General features: G+C 44.9%; 14 protein-coding genes and 1 pseudogene. 2 read left to right on the forward strand and 13 right to left on the reverse strand.

Annotation, left to right across the window (positions count from 1 at the left end; genetic code table 11):
* Window positions 1-4 precede the first annotated feature (4 nt).
* From ZX61_RS10965 to ZX61_RS11020, 13 genes and pseudogenes are all read right to left on the reverse strand, one after another.
* Window positions 5-616 carry a DUF3261 domain-containing protein gene (locus ZX61_RS10965; protein ID WP_049844669.1) on the reverse strand — a complete coding sequence of 204 codons (612 nt, stop codon included), beginning with the start codon at window positions 614-616 and terminating at the stop codon, window positions 5-7.
* Window positions 613-2,964: an MMPL family transporter gene (locus tag ZX61_RS10970; RefSeq protein ID WP_049844670.1), complete on the reverse strand. Its 2,352-nt coding sequence runs from the start codon at window positions 2,962-2,964 to the stop codon at window positions 613-615. The genes ZX61_RS10965 and ZX61_RS10970 overlap by 4 nt, the downstream gene beginning before the upstream one ends.
* A complete protein-coding gene (locus ZX61_RS10975) occupies window positions 2,936-3,544 on the reverse strand; it encodes a LolA family protein (protein ID WP_049844671.1) in 609 nt (202 codons plus the stop codon). Before ZX61_RS10975 ends, ZX61_RS10970 begins: the two co-directional genes overlap by 29 nt.
* The gene (locus ZX61_RS10980; RefSeq protein WP_049844672.1) at window positions 3,541-3,990 is read right to left on the reverse strand and encodes an acyl-CoA thioesterase; all 450 of its coding nucleotides are present in this window, start codon (window positions 3,988-3,990) and stop codon (window positions 3,541-3,543) included. Before ZX61_RS10980 ends, ZX61_RS10975 begins: the two co-directional genes overlap by 4 nt.
* On the reverse strand, window positions 3,990-5,543 hold the full coding sequence (locus ZX61_RS10985) for an HAL/PAL/TAL family ammonia-lyase (RefSeq protein WP_049844673.1): 1,554 nt from the start codon (window positions 5,541-5,543) through the stop codon (window positions 3,990-3,992). The genes ZX61_RS10980 and ZX61_RS10985 overlap by 1 nt, the downstream gene beginning before the upstream one ends.
* Window positions 5,524-7,236, reverse strand: a complete 1,713-nt coding sequence (locus ZX61_RS10990) for a glycosyltransferase family 2 protein (RefSeq protein WP_049844916.1) — start codon at window positions 7,234-7,236, stop codon at window positions 5,524-5,526. Before ZX61_RS10990 ends, ZX61_RS10985 begins: the two co-directional genes overlap by 20 nt.
* 1 nt (window position 7,237) lies before the next feature.
* The gene (locus ZX61_RS24345) at window positions 7,238-7,597 is read right to left on the reverse strand and encodes an ApeI family dehydratase (RefSeq protein ID WP_200904239.1); all 360 of its coding nucleotides are present in this window, start codon (window positions 7,595-7,597) and stop codon (window positions 7,238-7,240) included.
* A gap of 12 nt (window positions 7,598-7,609) precedes the next feature.
* Window positions 7,610-8,980 (reverse strand): annotated as a pseudogene (locus tag ZX61_RS10995) (AMP-binding protein); the annotation flags it as partial.
* A 5-nt stretch (window positions 8,981-8,985) separates the two neighbouring features.
* Window positions 8,986-9,546, reverse strand: coding sequence for a hypothetical protein (locus ZX61_RS11000; RefSeq protein ID WP_049844674.1), 561 nt, complete (start codon window positions 9,544-9,546; stop codon window positions 8,986-8,988).
* Window positions 9,546-9,803 carry an acyl carrier protein gene (locus ZX61_RS11005; RefSeq protein WP_049844675.1) on the reverse strand — a complete coding sequence of 86 codons (258 nt, stop codon included), beginning with the start codon at window positions 9,801-9,803 and terminating at the stop codon, window positions 9,546-9,548. The genes ZX61_RS11000 and ZX61_RS11005 overlap by 1 nt, the downstream gene beginning before the upstream one ends.
* 16 nt (window positions 9,804-9,819) lie before the next feature.
* A complete protein-coding gene (locus tag ZX61_RS11010) occupies window positions 9,820-10,080 on the reverse strand; it encodes a phosphopantetheine-binding protein (RefSeq protein WP_049844676.1) in 261 nt (86 codons plus the stop codon).
* On the reverse strand, window positions 10,040-10,861 hold the full coding sequence (locus ZX61_RS11015; RefSeq protein ID WP_049844917.1) for a lysophospholipid acyltransferase family protein: 822 nt from the start codon (window positions 10,859-10,861) through the stop codon (window positions 10,040-10,042). Before ZX61_RS11015 ends, ZX61_RS11010 begins: the two co-directional genes overlap by 41 nt.
* Complete coding sequence (locus tag ZX61_RS11020) at window positions 10,861-11,589, reverse strand: beta-ketoacyl synthase chain length factor (protein ID WP_049844677.1); 729 nt, start codon at window positions 11,587-11,589, stop codon at window positions 10,861-10,863. Before ZX61_RS11020 ends, ZX61_RS11015 begins: the two co-directional genes overlap by 1 nt.
* An 87-nt stretch (window positions 11,590-11,676) precedes the next feature.
* Between ZX61_RS11020 and ZX61_RS11025 the strand changes: the two genes are divergently transcribed.
* Entirely contained in the window at window positions 11,677-12,069 is a 393-nt protein-coding gene (locus ZX61_RS11025; protein WP_049844678.1) for a hypothetical protein, read from the forward strand.
* Window positions 12,070-12,101: 32 nt separating this feature from the next.
* On the forward strand, window positions 12,102-13,169 hold the full coding sequence (locus ZX61_RS11030; protein ID WP_049844679.1) for a methyltransferase: 1,068 nt from the start codon (window positions 12,102-12,104) through the stop codon (window positions 13,167-13,169).
* The last annotated feature ends 27 nt before the right edge of the window (window positions 13,170-13,196 follow it).

Raw genomic sequence — 13,196 nt, forward strand, 5'->3', positions numbered from 1 at the left:
TTGTCTAAGCTTTACTAAATTGAAGCGTTTTAATCTTAATAGTGTAGCTTTCGATTAAGTGATGGAACAAGATATCTCCGCTTAACCTATCTGTGTTGCTATATTGGATGTCGATGACCTTTTCACCACGGCTATCGACAATAGCTCTGGAATTATTACTATCAATTATTTGCCACCTTACCTCATTTAGTGAGGCTTCCCAAGCAGAAACAGGCCACAGCGTGATCATCAGGTTAAATAGTACCTGTTCAGGTGCGGGTAGTACGCTACCTAAACCACTTAAAATATCGGTTGTTATTTCATCATCTTGATAACTAACGGATAAAATGCGTGTCCCCCAAGATGAAAAACCCGCTAACACCAGTTTGTTGTCACTGACTTGCAATTGAACGGGCAGTTGCTCAGATTGGCTTTGTTCATCGCTGTTCCATGTTGCTTCAATCAGTTGACTGGCCGTTAGTGAATAACCCAAGTCGCTTGGTGCTGGTAAGTCAACTTTTTCCTGCTTGGTAATTTGCACACTTGGCGTGGTTGATTGTGGTGTTGAGCTACAGGCACTCACGGCCAAGCCAAGCAATATGGTTAATAGCGTTTGGGCTAGAAAACGTGACTTCATGATGGTTTCCTTTCTTCAATTGCCAAAGGGGACAGCAACCAAGCAACGAAAATACCGCTCAACACAGTGATGCCAAAACTATGAATGGCGTGCGTCTGGCTAAGTGAAAGCAAGCCAAACGAGAGCAATGTGGTCATCGCCGAGAGTGTAATTGCCAGTAATGTACTTTGGCTACGCGCTTTTTCAGCAAAAAACAGTGTGTAGTCGATGCCAATCCCAATAATGAGAATAAGTGCGAGTAAATTGAACAGATTCAGTGTGGAGCCTACGGCTGAAGCGGTCGCTAAACCCGCAACGCAAGCAACTAAGCAAGGCATTAATATCTTTATTGATTGCTTGAGGCCGTAACGTTGCATTAGTAACAGCGAAATGACGGCAAGCGCAATAACGACCAGCTCCATCACCTTGACTCTATAGTTGGCAAATAAGTCTGAGATTTCTTCTGCTTTGTCGAGGTAGCTAATATCAGAGTGGGCCTCAGTAAATGCTTTGATCTGTTTGGGTTGCGACAACTCACTCAGGACGACGACACTGGCCACTTTATCTTCCACCTGACCAATATAAAGAAAACGGACGGGTTCAGATACCGTATACGTCAGGTATTCTTGTAAGGACACAAGCGATAATGGCGCAGTTAAGCTTGGTGGCTGCGCTAGCTTGAGTGTATTGCTAAGAAGCGTACCTTGCTGTTGATATAAAGTCTTAATCAGCTGATAATTTTGCTCTTGGCGAGCGGTTGAACTCAGGTATTGGCTTAGGCTCTGATGGCCTTGAATCACACCTTCATGCTGCCATGATTCTAGCTGTGGTTCTAAAGATTCGAGGCGCTGTAGTAACGCTTCATCATTTTGAGCCGTAACAACGAGCATTTGTTGCGATGATTGTATCCCGCTGAGCTTAGAGATGAACTGCTCTTGCTGTTTTAGTCTTTCAGGCATGGCCTGTAGTTGCCTGATATCATCGTCGTAGTGCAAGCTTGTCAGAGGTAAAACAGCAATGGTTAAGCATGCTAAGGGCACCCCGTACTTCACTGAAGGCTGCGTCCATAGCGCGAGCCATCGATGCCAAAACCATTGTCCTGGTAGTTTTCTATCCGCGCTGTGTTTAACGGCCAAAACAGGGTACCAAGCCACTACGGTTGCGTAGGCGGCGACCAAGCCGATCGAAGAGAACAGAGCCAGCTGTTGCAACCCCGGGAAAGGAGCTATTAGCATCCCAAGATAGCCAATTAGACTCGTGATCAGTCCTAGGGTGATGGCTATAAAAATGTGTTGAAGACCTTTGTGGCTGTCCCACTTGCGACCCGCGGCAAGACGTTCAGTGAGGTAGTGGAAAGCATAGTCGATGGAAACCCCAATCAAGCTTGCGCCAAAGACCAAGCTAAATAGGTGTACACGACCAAAGATCCAAGTGGTCAGAGCTAGTGCCGACAAAAGGCCGACGCCAATTGAGAGTAGTGCGAGGGAAAGTGGTGCTGTACTACGAAATACTCCGACGACTAAGATGATTACTCCAAGTAAGGAAAATAGGCCGATAGTACTGATTTCTGATTTCGCGCTTTGAGTGCCAAACTGGGCATAAAATAGCACCCCAGTATGTTGGGTTTTGGCATTAAACTGTTCTGATAATGTACGTTCAATCGATTCAATATCTGCGACACCTTTTTGTGCTGTCAGACTATAGGGTGAGTCTTTCAAAGTTGCACTAACGAGAACATATTTTTGTCCTTCGAATTCTGTTGCGAGAAAGCCTTGCTCAAGGTGAAAAGCTGAGCTGAGCTGAGTTAACTCAGAGAGGTAGTCACGAAACAGCAAAAACGGGTCGCTGGATAACTCCTGGCCAGTAACACCGGAAAATGGATTATAAAGAGACTGAAGTACATACTGTACTTGCGCTTGTGGTTGGTTTGCTAATCTATCGCGTTGTTCAGAGGTCAGTTGCTGGTACCTGCGGTCAAAATAATAGCTTGCCCACTGGCTTTGTTGCGTGGCACTGACCTTTCCTGAGACCATATTAAATAGCCCTGTCTGGGTGAGAGAACGCTCTAAATGGCTCGCGGCAGCGAAGGCGGAGTCAGCGTTGTCTGCGGTGACAACAAAGACGACTTTGTCACTTAAGTTGCTTGATACAGATTCAAAGGCTAGCTCCGCGACAGGATCTTGCTGATTAATAGGCAGCAGCTTGAGGATATTCGTTTCAATCGGAGATTGGGCTGACCAGATCCACTGCTTCGCGAGCATAGTAATAAACAGCATGACTAAACCTAGCCATGCGAGTGCGATCTTTTTCGTCTTTTTTGCTTCTGCCGAGTTAGGGAGCTTAGAAGCTGAATTGCGCTTGTTCAGCATCCGTTAGGCTCTCTGGTTGATGAGTTTGATTAGAGAAAAGAATCTCGGTTTTATCACCACGAATTTCTCTTAGGGTGAGTTCATCAATGTTCTGATTTCCAACCAAGGTAATCATTTCGAATACCGCATTCAAAGGCGCTTGCTTTGGCGTCAGCGTAATAGTCCAGTCGCCAGAGGTAACCTTGAATGCAATGTCGAACTGTTGTTGCAATGCTTGCGTATCACCGTGAAAAACAGCCAAAAACACATGACTAAAGTAAAACGCCATTGGGTTGTCATTCGCGGTGATGACTTGTGGCTCTTGCCCAGAAAACGTTTGGCGCAGTTTATCTTCCGTTAACACAAGGTTGACTGGAAATGGTACATCTTGTTGCCAAAGCAATCCTTGTTGTTTACTCAGCGTAAAGTGGCCTTGCGAACTAAGTGGCTGCTCGAACATCTCAATATGACGCAGTTGAGTAAACTCTCCACGAACAATCGAATGTTTGGCGAGTTGATCTTGTAGTGAAACGAGATCCGTCACTTCAGCCCATGAGAGAGGGGAAACCGCCGCTAGGACAAGTAATAACCACTTTTTCATTGAGCAATATTCCCGTGCTGATGCCAACGTTCCACTTTATCAATCAGGATGTTAGGCGAGGCAAAACACATCTCTTCAGTATCCATGGTAACCGCTACTTGCATGGTGTGACCTTTACACATTCTTTGACCTGTTTTTGCATCAAAGATAACGTAGTCGATGCGTAGTCGGTTTTCCCACTCGGTCAACTTGGCAGTCACACGAATTTCGTGATTAAACGGGATCGCTTTAACATACTTAACTTGAGTACCTATGATGGGCCACATGTAGCCCGAGGCATTCATCGCCAGATAGCCGTAGTCGATCTTATCCATCATGATGCGACGTGCTTCTTCAAAAAATCGAAAGTAGTTGCCGTGATAGATCACACCCATAGGATCGGCATCTTGAAAAGAGGTGATGAGTGTCACCTCAGCTTCGAGTGGAAAGACAATCTTTTGCTCCATTATGCCTCCGGGTATAACGACCAATGGCGCTGTTGAATTAGAGCGATAAAGTGGCGTAGATCTTTCTCTAGTGGGCGATCTTCTGCAACAAATTCAAACTCGCTCAGCACAGCGTCACGAATCATTTTCAGGTTGTCACTCATATGGTGTTCATCAAGCTCATTGTGGCGGCGACGAATCTCTACCGCCTGAACACTGGCGAGCAGTGATGCGGCAGCGACTTGTTCGGTAAGTTCTAATACTCTGATACAGTCGCGTGCAGCAATCGTACCCATGCTAACTTTGTCTTGGTTGTGGCACTCGGTAGAGCGAGAAAACACGCTGGCGGGCATAGTATGTTTCAGTGCTTCTGCCGTCCAAGCCGAGATGCCAATCTGCACCGCTTTAAATCCGTGGTTAATTGGCTTGCGCTCACCTTCGGCACCCGTAAGGTTAAATGGTAAGCCGTTATTGAACTTGTAGTCCATAAGCTGCGCCATTTGGCGGTCAAGTAAATCTGCTAGGTTGGCAATACCAGTTTTAAGCGTATCCATCGCCATCGCAATATGACCACCATAGAAATGGCCACCGTGAAGCACGCGTTCGTTATCACCATCAATGATTGGGTTGTCGTTGGCACTATTTAGCTCGTTCTCAATCATTGAACGCAACCAAGGTAGTGAATCTTGCACGACACCAATCACGTGTGGTGCACAACGTAGCGAGTAACGGTCTTGTAGACGGTCGCTATTTCGCGGCGGGCGCTCCGCCTTTAGATCGTCACGTAGCCAAGCCGCGACTCGTTGCTGGCCAGGATGAGGTTTTACGGCAAATAGAGCTTCGTCAAAGTGGAAATCGTTGCCATGCATGCCCACAGAAACCATTGCCGTAATCTTGGTACACAATTGAGCTAAATATTCAGCGCGTTTGTAAGCAAGGCAGGCTAGTGCTGTCATAACGGAAGTACCGTTCATGAGCGCTAAACCTTCTTTCGGCTTAAGGTGGATTGGCTCAATACCTAGTTGGGTGTATACGTCTGCGGTTGGGCGAACTTCGCCTTTGTAAAGTACGTCGCGCTCACCAATCAGCGCGGCTGCTAAGTACGACAGCGGAGTTAAATCACCACTTGCGCCAACGGAGCCTTCTTGAGGAATGCGTGGTGCTATGTCTTGGTTAATCAGAGTTACGATTTGGTTAAGCAAGTCATGGGTGACGCCAGATACACCTTGAGCTAGAGAGCATAGTCGAGTCGCGAGTACTGCTCTTGCTTGCTCATGAGTCAGAATTTCTCCAAGACCACAGCCGTGGAAACGAGTTAAATGCAGTGGTAGCTCATCGACTAAGCTCGGCGGAATCGCAACTGTACAAGAGTCACCATACCCTGTTGTTACCCCGTAGATGACGCCTTCTTCTTTAAGTAGACGCTCTAAAAAAGCCACACCACGATCGATCTTTGTAGTGAACTCTGGTGAGTTATTCAGGCTAGCATTGGCACCTTGGGCAATGGCAACCACATCTTCAATAGTTAGCGCTTGGGCGCCAAACTTAATGGTGTTATTTTCTTGCGTCGTCATCTTGTTGATTACTTAATGTCCAAAAATTGAAAAAATTATACCACTGCAGTGGTGCTTGCAGGGTGTAGTGTTGCAGACGGTTAGCATAGTCTTGCACCACTTTCTCTAGTGCTTGTTGACGCTCTTTGCGAGGAAGAACGATTTTGTCTCTAAACGGTTCGAAATAGACGTTAAAGTGAGGTTCGTCACTTGAGTCATCTCGAAGGCCGAACAGAAGGTAAACCGGCGCCTTGAGCACCGATGCCAACATGAATGGCCCTTGTGGGAAGGGGGCTGGTTTACCTAAAAAGTCTGCCCATACCGAGCGACTCTCTTTGCTGGTGGAAGTACGATCGCCAACAATCACCACCCACTCACCTTGTTCTATCTTTTGCTGAAGTAATATCGCAGTATCTGGCCCTAGCGAGCTGACTTGAATAAGGTTCAGTTCCGAATTGGGGTTTACGGCTTTCATGACCGTATTAAAACGCTCAGCATGTTCGGTAAATACTAAAGCATTAATTTTGATATGAGAATGGCGTCTACCCAGCGCACGGCATAGCTCAATATTGCCTAGATGGGAGCCAAGTAGCAGGACACCTTGGTTTTTGTCGACCATACCTTGGAAGTGTTCTTGGCCGTGAATCGTCAGATTGTCGACATTGAAATCACCTTTCCATGCGGCCAATTTGTCGATCATGGTATGACCAAAAGAGAGCAAATGCTGGTAGCTATCCAAGCGTTTCGGTAGCGCGATGGTGTGCTGCCTAGCGTAGCTCTGTAGCTGCTCTAGATAAAGTTCAGAAGCTTGTTTGGCTTCTTTACCAGTTAGGTGATAGTAACGCATGACAACTTTAAGGATCAGGTTAAACACCTTACGCCCAAGCAGGCTGTATACCGAAAGCATTAGCTTGATGCCAAGCAGAGTGCCTTGTTCTTGCCTTTTTGACCAGTGGGCATTTGTATTCGTGGCTAGGTTGCTGCGGTGACGAGCTAACAACCGAGGTATTCTTGGTAACATACCGAAGAAAAGCCTAGTGTGCATCCAACTGATCTTAACGTTGTCCCACAATGCATCGAAGTGGGAAATACCACCTTCAGGGTATATCACGCGTGTATCAACAAAATCAATCTCGATGCCTTCCCAGTACATACGCACTAAGATCTCGATGTCAAAATCCATTCGTGTGCCAATGTCGTACTTATTGAGTACGCTAACGGTTTTCGTGACTGGATAAGCCCTAAAGCCACACATACTGTCTTTTATGGCAAAAGATAGTGTCTCGATCCAGACCCAAACATGAGTGGCGTATCGACCATACAGGCGGGATTTAGGCACACTATCGTCATAAACTGGCTGACCAGAAATTAGATGACTTGGATTCTGCTGTGAACAAGCTAGCAGCTTGGGTAGAGCCTCAATGTCGTGCTGACCGTCGGCATCGATCTGGACAACATGGCTGTAGCCAAGCTCGTTGGCTTTGTGAATCCCAGCCATGACTGCACCACCTTTGCCTGAGTTTTCAACCAAGGTAACCAAAATAAGGTTATCTCGTTTGGTCAGGTGTTGCAGCGCTTGCTTGGTTTCACTATTACTGCCGTCATCAATCACAATAAAAGGGAGCGAAAAAGGTTCGAGTGATGACACCACGGCAGCAATAGTGCTGCCATGGTTATAGCAAGGGATAAGGAAACAAGGTTGGTACTTTTCCACTTTATTCACCCAACTTCATTTTTCCTGAAGAGTGAATAACCAGCCGTTCGCCTTGTTTAGAGCTGTATTTGAAGGCCAGCTTTTGCTTAGCGCTATCCCATTCCAAAACAAGGTTGACGGTCATATCGGGTAGAATTGGCTCTTGAAACTTAATTACCTCCATACCTTTAAATGTAGGTGGGGTATTTAAGTGCTCGATGGCGTAGAAAAGTGCCCAATCTATTTGGCTAACGCCCGGCAGTAATGGGAAGTCAGTAAAGTGACCACGAAAATCCAAAATATCAGCATCAACTTTAAATGTTAACGTCGCTTGTGAATTTGTAGTTTCTACGTCTATGATGGTTGGTTTTCTTTTGTCCATGTTCATTTGTTCTTGGAATAATCTTTCTATTTCAGCGACTTGTCGTTTGCCTTGGCTGTTGAGTGGGATCTCATCCAACAAGCGATATTTTCTTGGAATAGCGATAGGCTCAAGCCAATCACGCAGATTTTTACGTAACGAGAGCCAAAATTTTCCTTTGCCGAGTTGTTCAATTACTTGTTGTCCAACATCTGTTAATACTATGACTGCGCAAAGTGTTAAACGGTTCCCGTCTTGCAAAGGAATGACGGCGCTTTCTTGGATCCAATCGAGTTGTTCTAAGCGCCTTTCTACTTCAACCAATGAAACACGTTTTTCTTCAATTTTCACAACTCGATCAGTACGTCCTTTAAGATCAAAGGTCACCTTATCATGGAAGTGGCACTCATCTGCAGTTTGATACCATTCCTCTCCAGCAATGTGCTCAGCGCGAAGTCGCAGGCAGCTTTCACTATTTAGCTCGGCCTCTACGCTAGGGAACAATTGCCAAGGTGTGATTGAGGCGTGTTGTTGCCTATATGCAATGCCGCCTGTTTCGGTACTGCCGAAGACTTCAATCGGCAGGTGGGCAAACAACGCTTTGCTATGATTCGCTGCACTTGATGGTAGAGGCCCACCGGAAGAAAAAACACAGCGCAGAGCGGAGCCTCGGTGCTCTTCAGTTAAGCGTTTAAGTAAGGCAGGGCTACTAATTAGAACCGTGTTTTTGTCAGCATGATGGATTACTTGCTCGGGAAACTCTAGGTTGTTTTTTGCAAACGCTCTACCCGCGCATAGAGGCCACAGAACGCGAAACAATAATCCATAGATATGCTGGTGCGACACGGTACTTTCGATACGAGCATTAGCCAGTTGCTCACCCCACAATGACTCGAGTATTGCGATTTCGGTATCTAGCTGTTTGAGGGTTTTATTGATCGCTTTTGCTTTGCCACTAGAGCCCGACGTGAACAAAGTAATTGATATCTGTTCAAGTTGTAGAGTTTTGAAGCAAGGCTTTAAGTATGTGTCAAAATCAGCACTGCCTACCTCAAGGGTGGGCAGTCCATCGGCGACAATGACTTGGTCGTCGTGGATAAGGAGATCAAAATGATCGTTGAGTTCTGCTACGGCTTGTGTTTGATAGTTACCGGGAAGAATGATGACTTTATTTGCATAGCAACTCGCGAAGAAGCCGACCGCAAACAAATAGCTACTACTAAAGCAAAGGGCAACTCGTTGCGCAGGGTGCGTGATTAACTGCTGTGATAGTTGAGCTACATCACCTTGAAATTCGTGCCAAGTTCTCACGCTATTATGGGCAAAAGCAACGGGATCTGTATCCTGATGCTTAGTATTCATAACATTAGCGAGTGATGAAAACTCAGCGGTTGCTAGGTTCATTTTGTTTAGTGATCCTTACGAATAAACTGACGAACGACCCACTCAATGGCAAACAGACTGCCAGCAAGGATATAGCTGATGAGTCCATTGTATAGTGTCCACACCTCTAGCGGTTGGAAGCAGGTATATAGGGCTGTCAAGCCATTGAATACAAAGAATAGGCACCAAACAATGGTGACTTTACGCGTGTATTCAATGCCACTTTGAGGTAACTCTGGCTCTTGTAGGCGCGCTAAACGTTCTATGATGGTTTGTGGTTGCTTAAGGCTCGTCGCAAAGACAATCAACATGCATAGGTTTACAACGACTGGGTAAAAAGTGAGCCAACCGTGTTGCTTAAATAGGATGCCCAAGCCTACTAAAGAGATCCCCGTTAGTGCAGTAATTTGTGCAACGTACTTGAGTTCTTTTAACTGACTACGCTGCACTGAGAGTAAGCGGACTCCCAAGGCGGCGATTAGTAATATCCCCACCATGGAAAGGCCGAATTTATCTATGCCGAAGTAAACGGCGAATGGATAAGCGAGCAGGACAACTGCGGACAGGATTGTCAGCAATCGGCTCATTAGGCTTCCTTCAGAAGCTCTGTCACTGCGTCAACCACGTCTTCGACAGTACGGACCGTACTGAATTCAGCGGGTTTGATTTTTTTGCCCGTTACATTTTGTAGATGAACAACGAGGTCAACAGCATCAATGCTGTCTAAATCAAGATCTTGATACAAGTGTGCTTCAGGTACGATGTCCGCAGCATCGATCTCAAATAACTCTTCAAGTGCGTCTTTTACTTGAGAAAATACCTGTTCTTTAGTTACTTCTGTCATTGGGTGTACCTACGGATTATTCACTAACTTGTGAAGAAATATACTTCGCTAAGCTGCTCACTGAGGCAAAGTGCTCGCGAGTATTAGAGTCATCGGCATCAATGACAATGTTGTATTTCTTCTTAATAGCTAAGCCTAGCTCCAATGCGTCGATCGAGTCTAGACCTAGACCATCACCAAATAGTGGAGCTTCTGTCTCAATATCTTCAATCGTTAAATCTTCTAGATTGAGTGCATCAATTATAAGTTGTTTTATTTCGTTGTGTAGTTTTTCCACTGGGGCCTACTTGTTCACTATCAATTTTAGGAAAAATCGTCTCTGATAAATGCTGCTGCAAACGGCGAGCTGCAATTGTTGGGGACGTAGTTTGCTCTATAAATGGCTTAACCTCAACTTTATCCTTAACTTCGACAAGGAAAAAAGGTTTAGTTGGAGGTACTTGATACCACTTTTTCTCTTTTGTGAGAAAGCTCGGAGATACAGTAATATGAATAACGCGCAAATCTCGCTCAGTTCGTACGGCGATTTGTGCCGAGCCTCTTTGCAGTTTTGATTGAATACCTGGTGTTGTGCGGGTACCTTCAGGGAAAACCAACAGCACGTTACCCTGTTCAAAGCGCGTTTCGCATAATGCCAATAGATCATCAGGTGTCTCATTGGGAATATAGCCTGCAGCTTTGACAATGTGCTTCATAAACGGATTTGCCCAGATGGCAGACTTGACTAAGCAATCACAGCGTTTTAATTGTGAAGCGATCAGTACATAGTCAATGAGACTAGGGTGGTTGGCGACGATCAAACAGTCCCTATCTTGCTGCAAGATCTCACTACCAATTATTTTGTAGTCAATAGCGCCAGTGAGTCTCATCAGTTCGCAAAATAAATTAAACGATCGCTGGATTGCGCCTTGGACTCTATACTCCCTAACGGTTTGACTTTTAGTAAAAAGGTGTATGGCTGGAATCACAACAAAACTGAGCGTGAGCCCCCCAAGTCCAAAAACAGAAAAACAAAAGCCTGTTGCGAAAACACGCCAATATTGATCGATTGTTTTCATTACTTTCTTCGCCAGCTCCATGTGTTCCTAGGAGATTCAATAGACCACTGGCTACGATTAGATAAGAAGTGACGGATAAATTCTAGCCCTTGGGGAAGAGTTGTGGGTGATGTCTCTTTTGCCTCTCGTTGTGACAGCGAGAAATCTTCTCCATTGGAGAGCACTAGTCCAAATCCATAACCTTGGTAGTGTTGTGCTTCATATTTCGCGTAAGCTTCTGGTACGGGTTCATCGAAGTCGATGACCAATACTTTGTGCTGTGGATTAGCGTCTAGGTATAGCCATGCTTCAACGATGGCACTTTGGAACGTATTCTCTGAGGCCGCGATAGAGGTTAATGGAATCGGCTTTTTTGTTGCGATTGTTGCTAAACCAGCAGCGGTATTGTGAACAGATTGAGAAAACGCCATAGGTGAGGCTTCTTCACCATGTAAGATGTCATCGATTATCTGTGTGCTACGGTGTAGCTCACCGTGGCGACTAGCAAAGACGAGATAGTCAATCTCATGTTCACTCAATAACTCAATGGTGGTTTGAACAGCAAGCTTACTTAAATTGCTCATTCTACGGCGCATCATTGGGGGAATGGCTGTGGTAATCAGCTTACCTTCTTCAGGCCATTGCAGGTTATTTGCCCAGTTTTCCCATTCATGAGACAGCGATAAGCCGTTAGAATGCGCACGCCACGCGTCGATGTTAAATGAGATGTTGATATCTGAATTTAGCATAAGATATTGAATTGTCGTTTTTTTAGCGAAATACTAATAGAGTCTGTTGACTCTATAGACTTAAACACCTAATAAGGAACTCTTAATATGTCACCATTAAAGTTACTCAGCTCGCTATTGCTAGCTTTATTACTCGTTGGTTGTGGTCGTGTTCAGCCAGTTATGAATGTTGAGGATACTCCAGTTGTTTATGATCTTCAAAATAAACAAGTTAAGATGGCGATCATACAAGCAGCCATGGATCGTGGCTGGGTTGTGGAAGAAGTCGCTCCGAATGAGTTGAATGCGAAATTGCATGTTCGTACACACTTTGCGGAAATAAAAATCCCATACAATGATAAGTTTTATTCAATTATTTATCTCAACTCAGAAAATTTAAAAGCGAGTGATGGCAAAATTCACCGCAACTACAATCGTTGGATTAACAACTTAAATGTAGACATTAAAAAGCAGCTTGCTTTAACCGCTTCTGCACAGTAATTCATTTTAAATAACTTATAGTTAGGTTTTTCGTGGTACAAAAAAATAAAGATCCGTTTAATGCTCTAGAAGCAAAATCGGAAGCTCAAAAGCTATCATTTGCTCCAATTGTGTTCCAAACTGCACGAACTTTGCGTGACTTAGGCATTTTGTCTGCTCTTGATAAAGCCGGAGAAAAAGGCTTAAGTGCAGTAGAGTTGGCTCAGCAAACTCAGGTTTCTGAGTATGGTGTTAAGGTATTGCTTGACATGGCAATCAGCGCCAATATCGTGCTGTGGGAAAAACCTAACTATTCTTTAGCTAACTTAGGTTTCTTTATCCTCCATGATGGAATGACAAATGCCAACATGGATTTCACTGCTGATGTTTGTTATGCCGCGATGATGCATCTGACGGAGGCTATCGTTGAAGGTAAGCCAGCAGGTTTAAAAGAGCTGGGGGAATGGGAAACTATCTACCAAGGTTTATCTACTCTACCTGAGCAAGCGAAAGAGAGCTGGTTCAAGTTTGATCATTTTTATTCTGATCGCTCGTTCCCAGTTTTGCTTGAAGAAGTATTCAAAAGCCAACCCAAGACACTTGTCGACATTGGTGGCAATACGGGCAAGTGGGCAATGCAATGTTGTAACCACAACCCAAATGTAGAAGTGACGATTGTTGACTTGCCTCAGCAACTTGAAATGGCAATGAAAAACGCCCAAGAACAAGGCTTTGCAGAGCGTGTTCATCCTCACCCTGCCAATATGTTAGATAAGCAGCAATTGTTACCCAAACAGGCCGATGTTTGGTGGATGAGCCAGTTCTTAGACTGTTTTTCTCCGATGGAGATCTTAAACATTCTTAAGAAAGTGAAGGCTCAGCTGCGCGAAGGTGATGCGATTTATATTCTTGAGTTGTTCTGGGATGCACAAAAATACGATGCGGCATCTTATAGTTTGAACGCGACATCGCTTTACTTTACCTGCCTAGCAAATGGCAATAGCCGTTTCTATCGTAGCGATGATTTCCTAGAGATTATTGAGGCGGCAGGTTTAACAGTAGAACAAAGAACAGACAATATTGGCCTTGGTCATACGTTACTTAAACTAAAATCACAATAACCCTTAAAAGTTGCCAGACAGTCAGGA

It is taken from the genome of Vibrio sp. VPAP30, from assembly GCF_001188205.1.
Lineage (GTDB): Bacteria > Pseudomonadota > Gammaproteobacteria > Enterobacterales > Vibrionaceae > Vibrio > Vibrio bivalvicida.